Source organism: Eisenbergiella tayi (genome assembly GCF_001881565.1).
In the GTDB taxonomy this organism is placed as follows: domain Bacteria; phylum Bacillota; class Clostridia; order Lachnospirales; family Lachnospiraceae; genus Eisenbergiella; species Eisenbergiella tayi.
This window is the reverse complement of record NZ_MPDJ01000007.1, coordinates 44834-65827: the sequence shown is the minus strand read 5'-3', so window position 1 is coordinate 65827 and position 20994 is coordinate 44834. Positions and strand designations below refer to the sequence as shown.

Annotated in this window: 15 protein-coding genes, 1 pseudogene and 1 other annotated feature; of the genes and pseudogenes, 11 read left to right on the top strand and 5 right to left on the bottom strand. The window is 41.5% G+C overall.

Annotated features, from left to right (window positions below):
- The first annotated feature begins 20 nt into the window (after positions 1-20).
- On the top strand, positions 21-1196 hold the full coding sequence (locus tag BLA28_RS24105; RefSeq protein WP_069158440.1) for a MalY/PatB family protein: 1176 nt from the start codon (positions 21-23) through the stop codon (positions 1194-1196).
- Between the two features lie 123 nt (positions 1197-1319).
- On the opposite strand, the gene BLA28_RS24100 is transcribed toward BLA28_RS24105, so the two are convergent.
- From BLA28_RS24100 to BLA28_RS24090, 3 genes are read right to left on the bottom strand one after another with little or no spacing between them, the layout of a single operon-like run.
- Positions 1320-2627: a GHKL domain-containing protein gene (locus BLA28_RS24100; RefSeq protein WP_069158439.1), complete on the bottom strand. Its 1308-nt coding sequence runs from the start codon at positions 2625-2627 to the stop codon at positions 1320-1322.
- On the bottom strand, positions 2617-3375 hold the full coding sequence (locus tag BLA28_RS24095) for a LytR/AlgR family response regulator transcription factor (RefSeq protein ID WP_069158438.1): 759 nt from the start codon (positions 3373-3375) through the stop codon (positions 2617-2619). Before BLA28_RS24095 ends, BLA28_RS24100 begins: the two co-directional genes overlap by 11 nt.
- 18 nt (positions 3376-3393) lie before the next feature.
- A complete protein-coding gene (locus BLA28_RS24090) occupies positions 3394-3660 on the bottom strand; it encodes a cell division protein SepF (protein WP_169897297.1) in 267 nt (88 codons plus the stop codon).
- 649 nt (positions 3661-4309) lie between these two features.
- On the opposite strand from BLA28_RS24090, the gene BLA28_RS24085 reads away from it, so the two are divergent.
- The 3 genes and pseudogenes from BLA28_RS24085 to BLA28_RS34570 all read left to right on the top strand — a co-directional run bounded on the left by BLA28_RS24085 (position 4310) and on the right by BLA28_RS34570 (position 7422).
- Entirely contained in the window at positions 4310-5212 is a 903-nt protein-coding gene (locus BLA28_RS24085; protein ID WP_330388867.1) for a hypothetical protein, read from the top strand.
- Positions 5213-5398: 186 nt separating this feature from the next.
- Positions 5399-5657: a binding site (T-box leader), on the top strand.
- A gap of 79 nt (positions 5658-5736) precedes the next feature.
- Positions 5737-6948: pseudogene (gene metG, locus BLA28_RS24080) on the top strand (methionine--tRNA ligase); the annotation flags it as partial.
- A 45-nt stretch (positions 6949-6993) separates the two neighbouring features.
- Positions 6994-7422, top strand: coding sequence for a class I tRNA ligase family protein (locus tag BLA28_RS34570; RefSeq protein ID WP_330388887.1), 429 nt, complete (start codon positions 6994-6996; stop codon positions 7420-7422).
- Between the two features lie 117 nt (positions 7423-7539).
- Here the strand turns inward: BLA28_RS34570 and BLA28_RS24075 are convergent, their stop codons facing one another.
- On the bottom strand, positions 7540-7974 hold the full coding sequence (locus tag BLA28_RS24075; RefSeq protein ID WP_009250144.1) for an aspartate carbamoyltransferase regulatory subunit: 435 nt from the start codon (positions 7972-7974) through the stop codon (positions 7540-7542).
- Between the two features lie 52 nt (positions 7975-8026).
- Positions 8027-8947 carry an aspartate carbamoyltransferase gene (gene pyrB, locus BLA28_RS24070; RefSeq protein ID WP_069158436.1) on the bottom strand — a complete coding sequence of 307 codons (921 nt, stop codon included), beginning with the start codon at positions 8945-8947 and terminating at the stop codon, positions 8027-8029.
- Positions 8948-9437: 490 nt separating this feature from the next.
- Here pyrB and BLA28_RS24065 point away from each other — a divergent pair, with 490 nt between their 5' ends.
- From BLA28_RS24065 to BLA28_RS24035, 7 genes are all read left to right on the top strand, one after another.
- Positions 9438-10961, top strand: coding sequence for a response regulator transcription factor (locus tag BLA28_RS24065; protein WP_069158435.1), 1524 nt, complete (start codon positions 9438-9440; stop codon positions 10959-10961).
- Positions 10962-10972: 11 nt separating this feature from the next.
- Positions 10973-12652 (top strand): sensor histidine kinase, encoded by a 1680-nt coding sequence (locus BLA28_RS24060; protein WP_169897296.1) that lies wholly within the window; start codon positions 10973-10975, stop codon positions 12650-12652.
- A 176-nt stretch (positions 12653-12828) separates the two neighbouring features.
- Positions 12829-14175, top strand: a complete 1347-nt coding sequence (locus BLA28_RS24055; RefSeq protein WP_069158433.1) for an ABC transporter substrate-binding protein — start codon at positions 12829-12831, stop codon at positions 14173-14175.
- Positions 14176-14232: 57 nt separating this feature from the next.
- Positions 14233-15117: a carbohydrate ABC transporter permease gene (locus BLA28_RS24050; RefSeq protein ID WP_069158665.1), complete on the top strand. Its 885-nt coding sequence runs from the start codon at positions 14233-14235 to the stop codon at positions 15115-15117.
- A gap of 4 nt (positions 15118-15121) precedes the next feature.
- Positions 15122-15946, top strand: coding sequence for a carbohydrate ABC transporter permease (locus BLA28_RS24045; RefSeq protein ID WP_069158432.1), 825 nt, complete (start codon positions 15122-15124; stop codon positions 15944-15946).
- An 18-nt stretch (positions 15947-15964) separates the two neighbouring features.
- Positions 15965-18436 carry a glycoside hydrolase family 2 protein gene (locus tag BLA28_RS24040; protein WP_069158431.1) on the top strand — a complete coding sequence of 824 codons (2472 nt, stop codon included), beginning with the start codon at positions 15965-15967 and terminating at the stop codon, positions 18434-18436.
- Positions 18437-18445: 9 nt separating this feature from the next.
- Entirely contained in the window at positions 18446-20887 is a 2442-nt protein-coding gene (locus BLA28_RS24035; RefSeq protein WP_069158430.1) for a beta-mannosidase, read from the top strand.
- Positions 20888-20994: the final 107 nt, after the last annotated feature.

The following is a 20994-nucleotide window of genomic DNA, read 5'->3' as shown; positions in this document are numbered from 1 at the left end:
TTCCAGGAGGAGGTTTTTCTATGGGAATGCAATATGATTTTGATACCATGACGGACCGCAGAAATACAAATTGCGGCAAATGGGATACCATGGACCAAAAATACGGCCGGAAGGACATGATCCACCTCGGCGTGGCTGACATGGATTTCAAGGCGCCGGATCCGATTTTAGACGGACTTCGTGATGTCCTGGACATGGGAGTTTTAGGCTATACTGATTTAAGTGATAAATTTTTTGAAAGCATACAGCGCTGGTACAGGAAGCAGTACGGGCTGGAGATACCGAGAGAATGGATCGTATTCTGCCCCAGAATCAATATCGCTTCCAGTATCTGCGTGGACACCTATACGGAAAAAGGGGACGGGGTTATCATGAATACCCCTGCCTACGGACCGCTCCAGAGCGCCATTATCAAAAATGACAGAAGGATGCTTTCCAGCCCGCTGTCAAGAAACGCAGACAGATATGAACTGGACTTTGACCATATGGAGAGCCTGGTGGATGAGAGGACTAAAATGCTGATTATGTGCAATCCTCATAATCCTACCGGACGCTCCTGGACAAAAGAAGAACTGATCCGGACGGCTGAATTCTGTAAAAAGAATGATCTGATTCTGTTTTCCGATGAAATCCACGGAGACCTGACGGCAGAAGGAGTGAAGCATAATACCTTCCTTTCCGCGACAGAAGACATAAATGAAAGGCTGATTCTGGCAACCTCGCCGGCCAAAACCTTCAATATACCCGGCGTCATTGTTTCCTATATGATCATTCCCAACCGGGAGCTGAGAGAGCAGATAGCGGCCACAATAGACCGTATCGGCATGCATAACCCTACCATCTTTGCGGTTACGGCCGTAGAGAAAGCCTATACGGAATGCGATGAATGGTATGAGGCGGTAAAAAAATATATCGATGAAAATGAAAAATTCACAAGAGATTATTTTGCCGGACATTTCGAAGCGTTTCATATCCTGCCAAGGGAAGGTACCTATCTGCTGTGGATAGATTATACCAGAACCGGCATGAGTGAAGAAGAACTGGAGCAGTGGTTCCTTAAGGAAGCCAACGTATCCGTGTATATGGGAAGCATATTCGGTGAAGCGGGCCGTGGTTACATCCGTCTGAATCTGGCATCTCCCAGAAGCCTTCTGAAAGAAGCATATGAAAGAATGAGAACAGCCTGGAGGTTCTGAATTTCATAAAATACGCAAGCCCCTGCCGCAGCGGAAAAACATTGCGGCAGGGGCTTGCGGCGTTTTACGGCAGCTGTAAGCAGTAAAAGATTCCTTTTTTCCTTCTGAAAAACAGGCCGGGGCTTAAACGGGCTGTTTCATGGATTCAGGAGCGGGCGGGAAGAGAATACGCAGTTTGAAAAAGCCTCTTTCCAGCTGATAATCCACGGCAGCATTATTTTTGTGGGCATAAGCCAGGATGCTGCGGGTTCCGATGCCATGCCCGGGACTGCCTGATATCGGAATATGGTTCTCATCAAAAAGAACAGTCTTTTCCTCACAGGTATTTGTGATGGCGAACAGCAGCTGGTATTCCTCCAGGCAGGTCAGCCTTATTTCACGTTTCCTGTCCTCCGGTATTTTTAAACAACCGTTTATGGCGTTTTCAAAAGCGTTGGCCATCATGATGGAAAATTCGGTTTCATCGGAAAGATTTTTACAGTCTGCTTTAAAATTAATATTTACACGGATGCCAAGTTCCTCTGCCCTGGAAGCATAATAAGAAAGGGTGGAATTCATGGTGGGATTTTTGCAGTAACAAGTCACCGCAGAAACGCTGCACAACTCCTCAAAATGCTGCAGATAGCTTTGGGCGGCCTGAAGATTGCCGTCATTAAGGCAGACCGAAAGCTGATTCATATAGTGACGCAGATCATGACGCAGGATTTTATTTTTTTCTTCCGCTTCCTGGAATATCTGAAGCTGATGACGGAACCCGGTAAGCTGGGATTGGAGGATGGCTTCATTCTGCAGCCTGGTATCCAGCCTGCACTGATAATACAGCAGGGCGAAAATGGTTAAATATACGGTAGGAATGATGAGCAGAAGCAGTATAAAAGAAGGCAGCTCCTGAGGGCGTTCCGTTATTCTTGTGGGCCATCCCGACATAAGGGCAAAAAAAAGATAGAACAGACCTGATGCGAAGGCAAAACCGCCCCAGCCCTTTTTTACGAACTGCAGAATCAGATGATAGGGCTTTTTTACATAACACACTACGAAATATTCCAGCAGAAGAAACATGAATATGCGCAGAAGGAACATCAGCAGGAAGTTTTCCCCGAAGGCATAAGAAATCAGATTGGAAACTGCCATGATCCAGAAGCCCATGATATCTGCAAGACAGAACGTGAAAAAGAAACGCCCGTTCCGATCCTTTGACGTATAAAAGAAATAAAAAAAGCTTGGGATTGTACAGGTAAGAATAAAATATTTTCCCATCCAGATGACACCCATCTTCAGGACAAGAATCATATTCAGTATAATGAGCCCGCCCATACAAATCAGGTTAAGGAAGAATGTTTTCTTCCCTGGAAACCTGGATTCGTAAAGCTGGCTGAAGATAAACAGAATATTAATTAAACACCACAGAATGGATAAATCTCTATAAATCATCGTATTTACCCTCATATCCCTTATTAAGCATAAAGTCGATGTACAGCTTTTTGATGGCTGCATAATTATTCCTTGATATAGGAATAAGCGTGGAATTTTTCAGGGTAAAGTCCCTGCCCTGAAGACAGATAACATAATTCATGTTAAGCAGAAATGCCTTGTGCGGTTTTATAAAAAAAGGAAGCTTTGTAAGAGGCTTTACAATTTCATCAAAGTTATTTCTCATGGTAATGCTGTTATATATGCTTTCATTCTCCATATTCACCACAATCATATGATTCAGGTATTCCACATACATAATTTTGGAGCATTCCAGCCTCATGATTCCGGTTTTTGTTTTTAAAAGGAAGAAGCTTGTGTCGGTATCCTTCAGATGCAGAAGAGCTTCTGAGAGGATAGGGAAGAGATTGGCCTTTGTGACTGGCTTCACGATATACTGGAAGGCGAAGACATGAAAGGCATCCATGGCAAAGTCCGGCGAGGAGGAAAGATAAATAACCAGTGAAGAAGGATTATAATTATGTATTTCACGCCCCAGATCAATACCATTACGGTCCGGCATAAGGATATCAAGCAGATATAAATGGTAAGGAGGCTCACTGGACATGGAGGCCAGCAACTGGGCCGCGGAAGAAAATACCTTTACCTGGAAAGCGGCAGCCGCATTCTCCTCCATAAAGGACATCAGCAGGGATTTTGTGTCTTGGGCATCGTTCCTGTTATCGTCACATATTGCAATTCGAATCATATTTTCAGCCTGTCTCCTCTAGTTTTTTGATTCTGTCATGGCAGTGTCAATGTAGTCATCCACACTGGCAATATAAATACCTGCAGATATACAGGTGAGAATTCCATTTACGGTATAACAGATGCCGCATACAAAATCCATGAATCTCTGCGTTGTTTCCGTATCAAGATAATTCAGGTTCAGGATTACCGTTTCACCAAGCAGCAGCTTCTTCCCTACGGATACAATCTGCGATAACTGGGTGGGGACAATAACCATAATTTCCCGATTTACTATTTGTTTCATCTGAAGTTCCAATTCCTTTTTTCCAAGATATTCCTGGAAATCTACTATTTTGCAGCAACTTTCCTGAGAGGTCATATCATTCATCCTTCCTGCGTACCTATCCTGATTCAAGGAAACGGAATATAAAAAAGATTATACCGTAAATATGTTTGATTGTAAAATGAGTATAAAATATACTTGATTTTATAAAATTTTGTTATATTTGTATTTAATTATAGGCAATTTCTGACATAAAATCAATAATTTCACTTATAAAACAGGATTTTGCACTTTAATTGCAGCAAAGTACGGTGCGGTATGAACAATAAGCTTCAAGAATGTTTATCAGCAAATAACTACTGTAAAATATTTACATTACCTCTGGCAATTGATATAATAAAAAACACCGGCAGCCGGAACTTTGTGTAAGCTCCTGCCTGTCATAAACAGCTGTCCCAATCGGTAAATCTTTTTTATCAGCACTTCAATTTTCTGTCCGAATCGGACAATTACTCAACATATATCTAAAGAGATAAATTTCTGTGTAATAATGAAATATGGTCAATATTAACAGATCAGCATGTAAGATACGGTTGCCCGGTGTCGGATTATCAGTTATAATTATATGAAAGACAGGATTTTACACATGGCTTACGGAACAGGAGGCTGTGTGAAAAAACGCACGAAAAAGGTAAATAAAGGACAAACGGAGAAGAAAGCTCCAGGTAAGAATTCCATTCACCATGAAGATTTGGCTCTGAAAACAGCTGCTCAATATTTCGGTGAAGAACTGATGCCGCTTCTCGGCATTAAGGGGGTGGCCGGTTATATTGCGCCTACCGAGACAGTAATGCTTGAAGCGCGGCAAATGTACCAGGATTTTAATTATGTAATGACGGATGCCGCCTGGATACATCTGGAATTCGAAAGCGATGCTGTTACAAAAGAAGATCTGGAACGGTTCCGGGAATACGAGGCTGCTGTCAGCCGGGCAAATCATGTTGAAGTAATCACCTATGTGATCTGTTCGGCGAAAATCAGGCATCCCCGATCGGTATTAAGAACAGGAATTAATCTTTATCGAGTGAAGACTGTTCAGTTAAAGGGTAAGAACGCAGACCGGTTGTTCAGACGACTGAAAGAAAAAGCGGAACAGGGAGAGGAACTGACAAAGGCGGATCTGGTTCCTCTCCTGTTGACACCTCTTATGTCAGGCAGTCTGAGGATTGAAGAACGGATTATAAAAAGCCTGAGTATAATCCAAAAAGCTGGAAAAGTCCTGACTGAATTGGAATTGAATAAAATGCAGGCTGTTCTGTATACTCTGGCGGATAAATTTTTAACGGAAACGGAGTTGGGCAGAGTAAAGGAGATGATAGCGATGACTAAATTAGGAGAAATGCTGGTAGAGGATGGAATCAGAAAAGGAATGGAACGGGGAATCGAAAAGGGAATTGTCGAAACCTGCAGAGAACTGGGGGTCAGCTTTGATGAGACTGTGTTAAAGATAAAACAACGGTTCTGTATCAGTGAAACAGACGCCAGGGAAATTGTGCGGAAATATTGGCTTTAACCAAACAAGGATATATGTTTCCTGGAATCTGATAAGGAGAAGGCGATAAAAAACCTTCTCCTTTCCCAACGGCTGATTCTCATTGATGCATAACAAATCCATATAGCAGCATGAAAATAAAAAAGTCTTCTGCCGGACGGTTGACAAAAGGAATACCGGCTCATATAATGAAACATAATTTCATAGGAAAAAGCATGGAAGGGAAGAGTAGGCTGCTGGCGCTTTTACAGAGAATCTGTGGTGGTGAGAACGGATGAAGGAAAGGCGGCTGAACATGGTCCTGGAGCTGCGCACCGAAAACCTGATGGTTCAGGCTGCGACGGATTCACCCGTTAACGTGATAGACTATCGATGAATCATTTCTCGTCCGTAGTTGATAAGGCCTGTGCCGTGAGGAACAGGCGAATTTGGGGTGGTAACACGAAGCGATGCTCTCGTCCCCGAAAAAGAAATTTTTCGGAGAGGAGGGATTTTTTTTGCCTTAAAACAGCGGATTCGGCGTTCCGCGTTATCACTATAAATTAAGAAATGAGGAAACAAAATTGAAAGATATATTAATTGGCGGAGCCTGGCCATATGCCAACGGCTCCCTGCATATAGGGCATATCGCGGCCCTGCTTCCTGCGGATGTTCTTGCGCGTTACCACAGGGCGGCCGGAGATAAGGTCTGTTATGTTTCAGGAAGTGATTGTCACGGGACACCGGTAGCACTTCGGGCCAGACAGGAAGGGAAAACACCGGAGGAGATCAGCAGCCGTTATCACAGGGAATTTGCGGAATGCTTCAGAAAGCTTGGATTCAGCTATGACTATTACGGCCGAACCTCATCTGAAGAGCATAAGGAGTTTGTGAAAGAATTCCACAAAAAGCTGTATGAAAGCCCTTTTGTTTATGAAAAAGAAGTCCCGCAGGCCTATTGCGAAAACTGCGGTTCCTTCCTTGCGGATCGGTTTGTAACAGGAACCTGCCCGGAATGCGGCGGTGAAGCGAGGGGCGATCAATGTGATGCATGCGGCATGGTACTGGAAGCGGAAAATCTGGAAAATCCCGTATGTGCCGTATGCGGTTCTGAAATTTCCTTCCGGAGCAGCAGGCATCTGTTTATTGCCCTGGACCGTATGGAACAGGAACTGAAAAATTTGGTGGAAAGCCATGAAAACTGGAGAAAAAATGCGCAGACCTTTTCCGAAAGATATATAAGGGAAGGGCTGAGAGACAGGGCACTGACAAGAGATTTGGACTGGGGAATCGAAGTGCCGCATGCAGGCTATGAGAATAAGAAAATATATATCTGGGCAGAAAATGTCCTGGGATATCTGTCTTCCAGCAGAGCCGCCCTGAAAGATAATCCGGAAGCGTTCAGGCAGCTGTGGTGATTGGACGGGGAAAAGCAGGGGGAAGATGAAAAAAAGGAAATCAGGCATTATTATGTACACGGAAAAGATAATATTCCCTTTCATACGATTATCCTGCCCGCGCTTTTGATTGCGAACGGAGACGGCTGGCGCCTGCCGGATGAAATTATTTCCAGTGAATATCTGACTCTGGAAGGAAAGAAGATATCTACAAGCCGGAATTATGCCGTATGGGTAAAAGATATCATGGACAGATATGACGGGGATTCCCTGAGATATTATCTGCTGGCAAACGGGCCGGAAAAGAAGGATGCTGATTTTTCCTGGAGAGAATTTGTCAACAGCCATAACGGTGAACTGCTGGGCGCATATGGGAATTTTATCAACCGTTCTCTGGTATTTATCCAAAAATATCTGGGCGGTACGGTGCCGGAAGGAATACCAAATCAGGAGCTTAGGGCGGAAACTGACAGGCTGTATGCTTCTGTGGGAGAGCAGATTGAAAGAGGGAGGTTTAAGGATGCACTGGATGATATATTCGAGTTTGTACGGAATGCGAATAAATATTTTGATTCCAGACAGCCCTGGATTACCCGGGATACGGATCAGAAGGACTGTGCGGATACCCTGCATAATTGTGTCCAGCTGATCGCCGGACTGGCAGTGCTGTTGTATCCCTTTCTTCCTTTTTCTTCCGAAAAGGTATGTGGCTGGCTGCAGCTGTCACCGGAATGGAAAAGGCAGCAGGTGGAACCAGGGTACCGGCTTCCCGAAATTCAGGTGCTGTTTCAGAGACTGGATAAAAAGCTGGTGGAGGAAGAAAATGAAAGGCTGGAAAGAGCCTGTCCGGGGTGAGGCAGATGTGGCAGGGCAGTTTACCGGGGTTACGTAAGCAGCCCCTGGCAAATACTGAAACAGAGAGCAATAAAAAACGGGGATTTTCATCCCCGTTTTTATTAATAATTCCATTCTTTACAAGGAACGCCTGTCGAATTTCTCTTCGCAGTACTTACACCGATAAATCTCTTTCTTTTCATCTGAAAGAACAAAGATATGAGGCAGGCCCTGTTCAATAGATGTTATACAGCGGGGATTTTTACAATGGATGACATTTTTGATTTCTTTAGGAAGAATGAGTTCTTTCTTTTCAACAATTTCCCCGTTTTTAATAATATTAACAGTGATATTGTGATCGATGAATGCCAGTACATCCAGATCCATCATATCCACATCACATTCCACCTTCAGGATATCCTTCTTTCCCATTTTATTGCTTCTGGCGTTTTTTATGATTGCCACTGTGCAATCCAGCTTGTCCAGCTGCAGATGGCGGTATATGGACAGGCTTGTTCCCGCCTTTATATGGTCTAGTACGAACCCTTCTTCGATTTTTCCTACATTTAACATATATATACCTTTCCGCCCGATAAGAGGGCTTTTAGCAAGTAAAGATGCCGCATTATGAGTCAACCTTAATTCCCAGAAGCGTGAGAATCAAAGCCATACGCACATAAACCCCATACTGGGCCTGCTTAAAGTATACGGCTCTTGGGTCATCGTCCACATCAACGGAAATTTCATTTACCCTGGGAAGGGGATGGAGTACCAGCATATCCTTGGGAGCGAGATTCAGTTTGGCTTTATCCAGAATGTAGTAGTCTTTCAGACGTACATAATCCTCTTCATTGAAGAAACGCTCCTTTTGTACTCTGGTCATGTAAAGAATATCCAGCCGGGGCATGATTTCTTCAAGCTGCATAACCTCTTCATAGGGGATGTCCTTATCTTTCAGCATTTCAGTGATATAATCAGGAACCCGGAGCTCATCAGGAGAGATGAAGATGAAGCGAACATTATCATAACGGACAAGGGCGTTGATCAGGGAGTGCACGGTACGGCCGAACTTAAGGTCACCGCAAAGACCAATGGTAAGACGATCCAGACGTCCCTTCAGGGTACGGATAGTCATTAAATCCGTCAGTGTCTGGGTGGGATGCTGATGACCGCCGTCACCGGCGTTGATAACCGGAATACCGGATACGGATGCGGCTACCATAGGAGCTCCTTCCTTGGGATGACGCATGGCACAGATATCCGCGTAGCAGGAAATGATCCGGATGGTATCGGCTACGCTTTCCCCTTTGGAGGCGGAGGAACTGGCGGCGTCGGAAAAGCCCAGTACACTGCCTCCGAGATTCAGCATGGCGGCTTCAAAGCTGAGCCTGGTCCGGGTGCTGGGTTCGTAAAAGCAGGTGGCCAGCTTTTTACCTTCACAGGCATGGGCATATTTGGGCATGTTGCCTTCGATATCCCTGGCTGTCTCAAAAAGCCTGTCCAGTTCCTCTACGGAAAAGTCCAGGGGATTCATTAAATGTCTCATGATAATTGGGTCTCCTTTCTGTGAAAACGTGGAGAAAAGGGATACTTTTGGGCAAACAATAACGCCCGGGTTGACAGGCGTTAATTTTAGAAAATCGAAGAGAAAATAAATAATTTTCCCTTCGACCTATATTCTGGTGTACCATATGGATTTAAAAATATAGCGTTGCCGCAATGCTTACTAAACAATCCCATAATTTCTCCAATTTTTACAGCTGCTTACTGTTTGTGACATTATAGCACATTGAAAATATGGTTTCAATTTTTTTTTGAAATTTGTTAAAAAACTATTGTGGTTAGGTTAGCTGACAGATAATAAGGAGTACAGCAGTACTTCTGCATACTATTAAAATGTAGAGAACATGATGGCAAAAAAGTATAAAAAATGTAAAATAGAGATAAGTTTATATATTACCAATCCCTGTATAATAAAACAAAATGAATACTGGGGGATTTTAAACTTCTAAGGGGTAAGAGGGAGGAGTCTGGTTATGGTTAAGGTGTTGATTGTGGAGGATATGGATATTACCAGAGAAGACATTATAGGTCTTATTCAATGGGAACAGCATGGATTTGAGTTATTGCCGTCTGCCAGAAATGGAAAAATAGGATTGGAGTATGCTTTGCGTTACCAGCCGGATATTATTTTGACAGATATTAAAATGCCTGTTATGACCGGTTTGGATATGATTGAAGAAATCAGAAAAAGAGAGCAGGATGTTAAATTTATATTGTTGACGGCATATGAAGAGTTCGAACTGGCAAAACGCGCTTTGGAAATGGGAGCACAGGCCTTTATATTAAAATATGAAATCGACCGGAAGATGTTGCTGCGGGAATTGAATAAATGTGTAGAAGCTATCAGAAAAGAACAGGATATTAAAAATATTACAGTGAGAGCCCATCTCGGTAAGCTGTTGGCTGAAGGAGACGGAGGAATTTATACATCGGAAACCTCTTCTTCAGAAATTGTATCCCGGAGGACATATTTTCAATGGATTGGCACAAGTATTCTGCTTGATATCTGGCGCCTTAAAATGAGAAATGATATCGGGGAAGAAAATTTACAGGATATGCTGACGGAAAAAATGGGAAGTTATCGTTTTATCTGTCTGAAAATATCTGAAAGGGAATATATAATTTTTTTGAAGTCTCCTGACAGCAATTCGCAGATGGAACAGCAGAGATATTTGAGGGACTTTGTATTGTCTGTTCAGGATATATTCAGAGAATTATTAAATACACAGATTGCAGTGGCTGTGGGAGGAAAGGTAAGCAATAATCGGGATATTCTGGCCGCAAGAAGGGAAGGGGCGGATATTCTTCAGTACCGTATTTTCAGGAAAGGCAGTTGCTTATTGGAGAAGAAACCGGATGAGTGTACATCTGAGTTGAAAGACAAAATATTGACTGAAGTAGAATTTATAGGCCGTGATATAAGAGAAGAAAAATATACGGATGCAAAGAAAAAAATAGAAGAATTGTATAGTAAAGATATTGCGGATTCGCAGAGTATAGAAACTTTAAAAAAAGCGACAGTAAAATTATCCTATTATTTCAGGGAAAAAGGATATGAGGTAAAACTTTTTGAATTTGATGAGTGGTTGGAAAGAGTTCAGATAAATCTGCTGCAGGAGAGTATTTACAATACTGCAGAACGTTTTGGATATTTATTGGAAATTTTGCGGGAGTGTACAGAAAAACAGTATTCCCGTAAGGTACGTGAGGCAATGGCCTATATGAGAGCACATTATCATGAGGATGTGGGACTGAATGAAGCAGCAGTGATATTGGATGTAAGCCCTATTTATCTTTCTCATTTATTTAAAAAAGAAACAGGAATTACTTTTTCCGGTTATGTTACCAGTCTTCGGATTGAACGTGCCAAAGAACTGCTCCGGCAAGGAGATAAGAAGATATATGAGATTAGTGATTTGGTTGGGTATCAGACCGTTCAGTATTTCAGCAAGGTATTTAAAAAAGAAACAGGAAAAAATCCCAAAGAATTTGAATGAGGAAAAATAAGATGCATGAAAGATATAGGACAAGGACAAGAATATTCTGGAAAATTTTGGGGATCGTTCTGATTTCTATTATATTTTGTGTTCTTGTTACCAGCGGATTTATGTATTTCTATATGAAACCTCTGGTCGAAAACTCCCTGATTGAAAAAAGAAGGGATATGGTATTGAATCTATCGGAGCAAGAGGTAAATACATTGGAAGAGATTTCATTATATGCTATGAATATTACCTTTGATGATACTGTGCAGAATATTTTTAAGATAGAGGAACCTGAGAACAGTTATATGTTTTTTGCTCAGATCCAGACGATGGAAAAGAAACTGAAAGAATATCAAATGCTTTATGGTGGTCTAATTCAGGATATTTTTGTCGTTGACGGACAGGGTAAAGTATTGGAGATGGTAAATACTTACAGGGATTTGGTGGGAGAAGAACCCTATAAAGAATTTATGAAAAATGAAAGAATATCGGGTTTTACTCCCCGGTATATTTTTGATTACCATGGAATTATTGGCGAAAAAAATACAATTGCATATGTGAATGAAATTTATGATAAAAACGGAATTAAGGTTGGATTGGGAAAGCTGGTTATTTTATTAGACACGGAAAATATGGATGCAGCACTGATGTCTGATGAAGAACTTTATCTGCGGCTTACTACGCCGGAAGGAGTTACCGTCTTTGACAGTCTTACCGGACATGAAGCAATGGATCCAATATATATGGACAGAATTGGAGAGACAGGATGGAAGGTTGAATATAGAATAGATAATCGTGCTTTGGAAACAGTTATCAGACGGATGAATTCAATGGTTGCAGTAACAATAGGACTGATATTATTGGTAATGCTTTCTTTTATGCTGCTTGTGCTTATGCGTATCATATCACCATTGGATACATTGATTCGGGGAATGCAGAGCGTGGCACAGGGAAGCAGAACAGAACATATAGAGATTCATTCACAGGATGAGTGTGAAGAAGCGGCTGATGTTTTCAATAAAATGGTGGAAAGTATAGAGAAGCATACAGAGCAGCTTGTAGACAGTGAGAAAAAACAATATGAGGCCCAATTAAAAATGCTTTCTTATCAACTGAATCCTCATTTTATTTATAATACGCTTAATGCGATTATTTGTCTTGCCCGTAAGTGCAGCTATGAGGAGATCATTGATTTGACCAAAGCTTTTATCAAACTGCTGCAATCATTATTGCGGACAGATTTGCAGGCGATGACTACTGTGGAAATGGAAAAAGAATATATTGATAATTATCTGCATGTTCTTCAGATGTGCTATAGGAATGTTCCGGATATTGTCTGGCAGATACAGTCTGGACTGGAGAAGAGGGAAATCCCCCGGATGATTCTTTATCCCCTGGTTGAAAACAGTGTATTCCATGGTATTGTGCCCAGTGATAAGACATGCTTTCTGCATATTGCCATAAAGGAAAAGGAAGGATGGATTTCTGTTTCCGTAGAGGATAATGGGATTGGATGTACCCAGGAAGAATTAATGGAAATAAGAAACAGACTGGAAAGTGAAAAAGTGGAAAATCATATAGGGTTATTTAATGTGAATGGAAGACTTCGGCTGATATATAAAAATAGCAGACCGCTGATTATAAACAGCAGGGAAGGTGGGGGAACTATAATTCAATTTTCTTTTTATGATAGAAAAATATAAAAAAGAACAAATTAATGTAAAGATTTATATAGATAAGCTTCCATATTTTCTTCTTGAATTTAAATAATATAAAAAAGTATAAAAAAAATGAAAAACCTCTTGTTTTTCCGAAGAGTACGACAGTCTATACTGGACCCATAAACAAGAAACAAGTGCAACAGTTAAAGGAGGCAGTTATGAGTAAAAGGATTTTATCGTATTTATTAGGTGCGGCCATGTGCATCTCCATACTATCAGGGTGTGGCGGACAGCAGACAAACGGGGGTGAAGTTACGGAAAGCTCTGTTTCCTCGCAGGCAGGAGAAAACGAGGAAGGCGGAAAAAAAGAAGATGGGCGGGAAATTACCATATGGTGCTGGGATACCAGCGATAATAACAAAAATATGTATGCGGAGTTCACAAAGGATACAGGAATTGAAGTAAATCTCGTGGCAGTAGAAAGTAAGGATATGACGCAAAAGCTGCAGACGACTCTTGCCAGTGGAGGAGAAATGCCGGATATCGCATGGCTGGAAGCCACATACAGGGGAAAGCTTCTTTCCCTGGATATATGGGAAGATATTACAAAAGAACCATATAATTTTGATACCAGTCAGGTTATGGATTATCTGATCCCCCTTGAGACATCCGAAAGCGGAATTTATGTTGGCCCGGAATGTCCGTCTGTAGCAGGGCTGGCCTATAAGAGGGAACTGGCAAAGGAATTTCTGGGAACGGATGATCCAAAGGAATTGGAAAAAATGCTTTCAGATTGGGATTCCTTTATTGAAAAAGGAAAAGAAGTAGTGGACAAATCGGGAGGTACCGTCTATATGCTGTCCAGTTTGGGTGCTGCGGGACAAATATTGAAGGGACAATCCACGGAACCGTTTATCGTTGATAATAAACTGAATCTGGACACATCCATGAGGCCTATTTTAGAAAAACTTGTGGAGATGAAACAGGTTGGAATGATAGACGTATTAGATTTTAATTCTGCAGAGGAAGGTGCTTCTTACGCCCGCAATGAAGATATTTTTTATCCCTGTGCCAATTGGTCATTGGAATTTACAATAAAATCTAATGATAAGGATGGTTCAGGAAGGTGGGGATTTATGCTTCCTCCCGGCGGACCGTTCCCTTGGGGCGGGACTGTAAGCGCTGTACCGAAAGATGCAGTTCATAAGGAAGAGGCTGTGGAATTTTTGAAGTATTTCTGGCTTACAGAAAAAGGAGGAGAATTGAATCGGGATTATGTAGGAAATTTCACATCTTATAAACCTGCATACGAAGATGAGAGTTTTTACAGCCGTCCAGATGAGTTTTTTGCAGGACAGGACGTACTTAAAGTGATTGCGCAGGATGTATTGCCTAATATTAAGGGGGTAAGATTGCCAAGCAGATATGACCAGGATATTGATGATGTTTATAACCTGGCATTAAAAACAATAAATGCTTCTTCGGACGGAAATGTTTCAGTTGATAAGCTGTTGGAATCTATGAAAGATGAATTGCTTACAAAACAGCCTGATTTGTCGGAATAGAGTAATAAAAAGGGATCTGCCAAGGTGGATCCCTTTTTGAAAAAGGAGAGTGACGTAATGCCGAGAAAAAAAATACCGTATTTAATGATTCTTCCATATTTTTTGTTATATATTGCTTTTGGACTTTTTCCAATTCTGTTTTCATTGGGGGTCAGTTTCACCTCATGGGATGGGATCGGCGATGTCATTTTCATAGGACTGGCCAATTACAAAAGAGTATTCACCCAGGATAAGTTCTTCTACAAGTCGTTGTGGAATACAATTATTCTTTTAGTAATCAGTACGCCTATTCAAATTATTCTTGGTTTACTAATGGCAACTTTTTTGAAAGATTTCTTTAAAAGGACAAGGAATGGTCTGCAATTGATTAATTTTCTGCCTTACATAACTACTCCGGTAGCTGTGGGGATTATATTCCAGCTGATGTTTGATTGGAAAAGCGGGATAATCAATGCCCTTTTGAACCTGTTTGGAGTGGAAAGTATCTATTGGCTTGGAAATGCCTGGCCGTCCAGAATTGTGGTTATTTTAATGATTGTATGGAAAAATTATGGTTATATGATGATCATGTTCCTTTCCGGTCTTTCCTCTATTCCAGATGAACTGTATGAAGCTGCCAGGATCGACGGGGCAAAATGGTGGGGATGTTTTACAAAGATTACAATTCCTTTGCTAAGGCCTATTTTCGTGTTTGTAATAACGACAAGTGTGATCAATGGATTTAAACTTTTCGACGAGCCGCAGCTTTTGTTTTCTTCGGCAAGCCAACCGATCGGAGGCCCTGACAGGGCAGTTATGACGGTGGTAATGAGATTCTATGAAGCGTCTTTCAGAAGCTTCGAATTTGGCTATGGTTCCGCACTGGCTTACTGTCTTTTCCTTGTAATTGCTGGTGCCTCGTTAGTGCTGTTCAGACTGGTTGGAGGAAGAAAGGAGAAGTGAAAGGATGAAAAGGATAAAATTACTTCATAAAATACCGATTTATCTGTTCATGGTTATGATGTCCGTATGTGCGTTGCTGCCTTTTTATATGATGATAGTTATGGGGACTCATTATAGTGAGGATCTTTATACAGGAGTAAAGCTGTTTTTTGGGAAATACTTTGTTCAGAATTTTCAGACTGTTATGCGCCAGAATTTTCTTCTGTACTATTGGAACAGTATTGTAGTGGCGGGATGCCATGTGGCCGGAGGACTGGTTATAAGCGCTCTCACAGGATATGCATTTGCCAAGTTTGAATTCAGAGGGAAGAAATTTTTGTTTGCGGTAATTGTAGCCACTCTTGCTATTCCGGAACAGTTGGGTTTGATAGGGTATGTATTGGAAATGAGGTGGCTGGGATTGAATAATACATTGTTTCCCTTAATTGTATTTGGTATGGCGAATGCATTTGGTGTTTTCTGGATGCGTCAGTACATAGGGAGTTCTGTACCGGATGAAATTATAGAAAGCGGCAGAGTAGACGGTTGTCGGGAGTTTGGAATTTTTTTCCGATTAATTATTCCAATTATAAGGCCTGCATTAATTACTATTTTTTTGCTGCTTTTTCTATGGTCATGGAATAATTATATGACTCCGCTTGTAATGATCAGCAAGGAAAAATTATATACGATCCCATTATCCATTGCATTAATCAGCAGTGAATACAGAACGGATTATGCCGCCAGGATTCTTGCATTATCAATGGGGACGATTCCTATATTGATTTTATTTTCTTTTGGATCAAAATATCTGATCCAGGGATTGGTCGCAGGAAGTGTTAAAGGATAAAAATATAAGGAGAGAGAAATGGAAAAGGATAGAATAAAACTCAATAAAGGCTGGGAACTCCATCAGGTGGGAACGACAGAAACAGATTGGCTTGCCATAAGAAAAATGCCTTCTCAGGTGGCGGATATTCTATTGGATCATGAGATCCTTACGGAAGAGGTAAAACTTGGATGGTGCCAGGAAGCTCAATGGATTTCAGACTATGAATGGGAATACCGGTGCTGCTTCGAAAGACCAAAAGGAAAGAGGAGCCGTCTCATATTTAAAGGTTTGGATACTCTTGCAACAATTTATTTAAATGGAAAAGAGATTGGTTCTCATGATGATTTTTACTTGCCTGATTCCATAGAAATATCAGATTTATGCCAGGACCAAAATACACTGCTGATTCGATTCCATCGGGTGATGGAATGGCTGGCACATGAAGAACTGCCGACATATTTGGAAGATGCCGTATTAAAATGTAAGCTTCTGCGTAAGCCTTTACATGATTTTCCCCTGAAGAATGGGCCGGATGAAAGCAGTTATCAGGGAGCGGTGCCAGGCTTTACCCCGGTTGGAGTATATGATGATATTATTCTGGAAACATGGGATGACATGGAAATCACTGATGAGAATATTCAGGCGAAACTTATTGGGGACAGAGGCGAAATATCATTTGCTGTGGAGGGAGTCTCCGAGGATAATACAGAGGTTCAAATATTAGTAAAAATGGAAGGGTGTATTATAAAGGATATCTGCGTGGAGGCTAAGGTATTGGACGGGGGTTACCGTGCAGAGGGCTGCATTTACATAGAAAATCCAAAACTATGGAACCCGATAGGATTTGGCCGTCAGGAACTCTATACAATTGAACTGCTTGTAAGAAAGTCCGGGGAAATTTTGACAGAAGACAGAATTGAAAAAACTGTTGGATTTCGAAGGATAGAAATGCCTGTACCGTTAGCGTTTATTATTAATGGTAAAAAAGTACGGCTTTGGGGAGGCTCCATGGATCCCATGCAAGGTTATACACATTGTTATCAGAAAGAACGTGCTGAGCGTATTTTTGATATGGTGGAAAATGCAAATATGAACACTCTGAGGATTTGGGGAGAAGGGATCCCTCTTCCGGATGAATTCTATGAAGAAGCGGACAGAAGAGGAATACTCATCTGGCAGGAATTTTTTATGGGGCATGGAGCTTATCCAGACAATGAAGAATATGGTATGAAATGTGTGAAGGAGGCAGAGGTGCTGGTACGAAGGCTTCGGCATCATGCATCACTTCTCATGTGGTGCGGAGGAAATGAAACGATTATGGGAGCTGAATTGATAGGAAAGTATCCTTTTGGGGATTGGATAGCAAAAAGTGCATTTCCGGAAATGCTTCGTCGTTTGGATCCGGAGAGATATTATCATGTTAATTCACCGTATGGAGGCGAATGGACAAACGATCCCAGAGAAGGGGACAGCCATACATACGAATGTATATGGGAATATCCTTATCAGGAATACCCGAATTTTCTCAGTGAAAGTATCCGAACAGCACCTCCGGCCAGATACAGCCTGGAAAAAATAATTCGGGGAGCCTTATGGGAGCCGGGCTATGATGGTAAGGTGACCAGGCCAGGCCAGGGAATTATGCCTGAAAACTGGAGGCAGAGGATTCATTTACTGGCCGATGGGGAAAGATATTCCGGAAATTACTGGGAATATTATGATGTAACAGATGCAGATAGTATGCTTTATCGTTTCGGGGCATCCTATGGGGCAGCAATTAAGCGGATAGGTGAACAGGTAAGAAAAGGGAGTCGGGAGAAAGCCGATTTTACAAAACGCAGTAAAGGATATATGGCGTGTAAACTGCTGGATACCTGGCCAAAGGTATTTTGTGCTATTATTGATTATTTTCAGGAAGGCTATATCCCCTACTATGCCACAAAACGTGTCCTTTCTCCGGTAATGGTTCAATTTTCAAGAGAAGAAAGTCTTCGGCTTTATGCTGTAAATGATTCGGTAGAAGACTTTCATGGGATGATAGAAACAGGATTGTACAATTTGAGGACAGAGCAATTTGAACGCAGGGAGTTCCTTCCCGTATGTGTGGAACAGGGAGATTGTGAATTGGTTAATGATCTGGCTCATTATTTATTTTTTTCCAAGGATTGTATACTTTTCGCACGTCTGATGGATAAGGCCGGAAGAGATATATATACATGTATCGATTATGTAGATATTGAAAGACATCTTCCTTTTGAGGATCCAGAGATTTCCGTAGCTATTCAAGGGAATGTACTGAGTATTAAAGCTTTGCATTTTGCAAGATGTGTGGAGATTACAGGAAATTGTGACGGCAATGAATTCGGATGGCTGTTTGACGATAATTATTTTGATTTGCTGCCAGGAATGACGAAAAATGTCAGGATTCTTGGTAAACAGAATCATGGAACGATATCTGTAAAAGCACCTTATTCGAAGAATGTACAGCAAATCAGATTTTGCAGATAGGAGATTGTTATGAACAGAATACGGTTAGATGAAGACTGGACTCTTTGCCAAACAAAAGGGAATGAAACGTCAGGGAGAATATTCAAATTAAGGCATATTCCATGTCAGGTACATGATGCGCTAATACAGGAAGGGATTATTGAAAATCCTAATCTGAAAGGCTTCAATAATGATCGTTGGATTGGAAAATCGGACTGGAGATATGAGAAGATTTTTTCGCTTGAAGATATCAGCGGGAGCTGGAATTTGATTTTGGAAGGATTGGATACCTTTGCGGATATTTATTTTAATGGAGTAAGGGTTGCAAGAAATGAGAGCGCATATATGCCCTGCAGGATAGAAGGACTGACCGGAGTACAAAAGGGGGAAAACCGGCTTCGTCTGGAATTTAAGGCTCCTGAGCAGGTATTAAAAGAAATAGAACTGCCGGAAAAATATGGTGAATATGTTCCTGATTTTTGTAAAGCAAGGGTATTTCGTTCCGGATTCCATGATTTTTCCGGTCCTCATCCGGATTTAGTAAGAATAGGAATATATGGACATATTTGGTTAGAACAAGTGAAAACAAATGGCTTCAGAGATATAACTGCCACAGTTCAGATGGATCCTGCTCTTAGCTGGGGGAAAATGATATCGGAAATTTCCTATTGGGATGATAGCCAGGAAAAGGAAACTCTTCATTATATAATCAAAGATCCGGCAGGAAGAGTAGTATTAGAGGGAGAGGAAAATGCCAGCCATATATTGGAGATATGTTTGGAAGAACCCATGTTGTGGTGGCCGCGTTCCCATGGCAGCCAGAATTTGTATGAACTGGAAATCCGGCTTATGGCGGGAGATGATTTACTGGATATCAGCAGAAAAAAAATAGGATTTCGCCGAGTGGAAAGGAAGGGGCAGTTTGATTTTTATATAAATGGGATGGCGGTAAAGCTTTGGGGAGCAAACCTGACTCAGGTGGATACAATGAGCGGCTGTTATCATAAAGAGCGTATGGAGCAGCTTTTATCATTAGCGGAAATGGCAAATTGCAATACTCTGCGTATCTGGGGAGAGAGCGAGGTATTGCCGGATGAGTTCTATGAGGAATGTGATCGCAGGGGGATTCTCTTATGGCATGATTTTTATTTGGGCTATAATATGTATAATGAGGAAGAGCATATGCTGGAACTGTACCGGGAAGAAGCAGTATGGCTTGTGAACAGGCTGAAACATCATCCTTCTATCCTTATGTGGTGCGGTGGAAATGAGGTTTTATTGTCCAGGGATTTTCAGTATCCAGGTGCTTACTGCTATGGTGAAAAAATTTTTAAAAAAATTTATCCTGAGATCTGCGAAAATCTGGATCCGGATCGATATTATCATATAAACTGTCCGAGCGGCGGAGAATGGGCAAATGATCCCAGAGAAGGGGACAGCCATGGATATACGCACCAATGGTACGTTCCCGGGGTAAAATATCCTGTTTTTTTAAGCGAGAATGCACGTTTTTCAGCTCCCCAGTTGAAAACCATGAGACGAATGATGGAAGAAAGTGAATTATGGCCTTCCGGTTATACCGGACAGAATACCCGTAAAAACAGACTGCCCTGGCCGCGTTCATGGGAGGAACACAGTTGTGGAGAACAGGGGATAAAAGTGGGGCCTGTGGAGCATTATTATGATGCGGATGATGCGGAAGCTTTAATTCATAATCTGGGTGCTTCATATAGTGAATACATAAAATATGATGTGGAACGTATTCGGCGAGGGGAAGCAGATGACTCTTTGATGGGAAAGCGCAGAACAAAAGGACATTTTTTATGGAAATTGAATAACTGCTGCAATCTGATTTCCTATGGAGTAATAGATTATTTTAATGAGCCGCAAATGGCATATTATGCATTGAAAAGAGCATATAGCCCTCTTCAGATTTCTTTTCAGATAGATGACAGAATTTCTGTATGGATGGTAAACGATACGGCTGAACAAATAAATGGCAGTGTCAATATAGCACTCTTTTCTTTGGGGGAAAATAAAAAGAGTGCTGAATTGAACAGAAGATTCGTAATAAAACCGGATGAATCGAAAATGATTACTTATCTTGATGAGTTTGGGCAGTTTCGTAAGGAAAATATATTGTTGGCCTATGTTCATGATGAGGCTGGGAAAGTGCTGACAGAAAATATAGATTATGTGGATATAGAACGACATTTGGATTTCCCCTGTGATACAGGAATTCATGCACATGTAGAGGAGAATATGCTGGTTCTTTCCTCAGAAAAATTTGCACGCTGTGTCGAACTCCTTGGAAATGAGGATGGAGATGAATTTGGCTGGCTGTTTGAGGATAACTATTTTGATTTAGTACCCGGTGTAGAAAAGCGGATTCAGATTATGGGCATGCATAGCAAAGGAAAAATCAGAATAAAGCCTTACTATGATGAGAAATATACAGAGATTGATTTTTAAAGCTCTAAACCCCGCCATTTTTGATAAAAAGTCCGCACTTTCTGACTGGCACGGAGATATTGAGGACGCTAAGATAATTACAGATACCGCCATCCCGGCACTCCGTC

What these genes read in the sequence shown, in the direction of transcription:
- BLA28_RS24100 (WP_069158439.1), bottom strand. Translation starts at nt 2,627, where the DNA reads ATGATTTATAGAGATTTATCCATTCTGTGGTGTTTAATTAATATTCTG.
- BLA28_RS24040 (WP_069158431.1), top strand. Translation starts at nt 15,965, where the DNA reads ATGGAAAAGGATAGAATAAAACTCAATAAAGGCTGGGAACTCCATCAG.
- pyrB (WP_069158436.1), bottom strand. Translation starts at nt 8,947, where the DNA reads ATGAGACATTTAATGAATCCCCTGGACTTTTCCGTAGAGGAACTGGAC.
- BLA28_RS24045 (WP_069158432.1), top strand. Translation starts at nt 15,122, where the DNA reads ATGAAAAGGATAAAATTACTTCATAAAATACCGATTTATCTGTTCATG.
- BLA28_RS24075 (WP_009250144.1), bottom strand. Translation starts at nt 7,974, where the DNA reads ATGTTAAATGTAGGAAAAATCGAAGAAGGGTTCGTACTAGACCATATA.
- BLA28_RS24090 (WP_169897297.1), bottom strand. Translation starts at nt 3,660, where the DNA reads ATGAAACAAATAGTAAATCGGGAAATTATGGTTATTGTCCCCACCCAG.
- BLA28_RS24065 (WP_069158435.1), top strand. Translation starts at nt 9,438, where the DNA reads ATGGTTAAGGTGTTGATTGTGGAGGATATGGATATTACCAGAGAAGAC.
- BLA28_RS24035 (WP_069158430.1), top strand. Translation starts at nt 18,446, where the DNA reads ATGAACAGAATACGGTTAGATGAAGACTGGACTCTTTGCCAAACAAAA.
- BLA28_RS24050 (WP_069158665.1), top strand. Translation starts at nt 14,233, where the DNA reads ATGCCGAGAAAAAAAATACCGTATTTAATGATTCTTCCATATTTTTTG.
- BLA28_RS24105 (WP_069158440.1), top strand. Translation starts at nt 21, where the DNA reads ATGGGAATGCAATATGATTTTGATACCATGACGGACCGCAGAAATACA.
- BLA28_RS24055 (WP_069158433.1), top strand. Translation starts at nt 12,829, where the DNA reads ATGAGTAAAAGGATTTTATCGTATTTATTAGGTGCGGCCATGTGCATC.
- BLA28_RS24060 (WP_169897296.1), top strand. Translation starts at nt 10,973, where the DNA reads ATGCATGAAAGATATAGGACAAGGACAAGAATATTCTGGAAAATTTTG.
- BLA28_RS24095 (WP_069158438.1), bottom strand. Translation starts at nt 3,375, where the DNA reads ATGATTCGAATTGCAATATGTGACGATAACAGGAACGATGCCCAAGAC.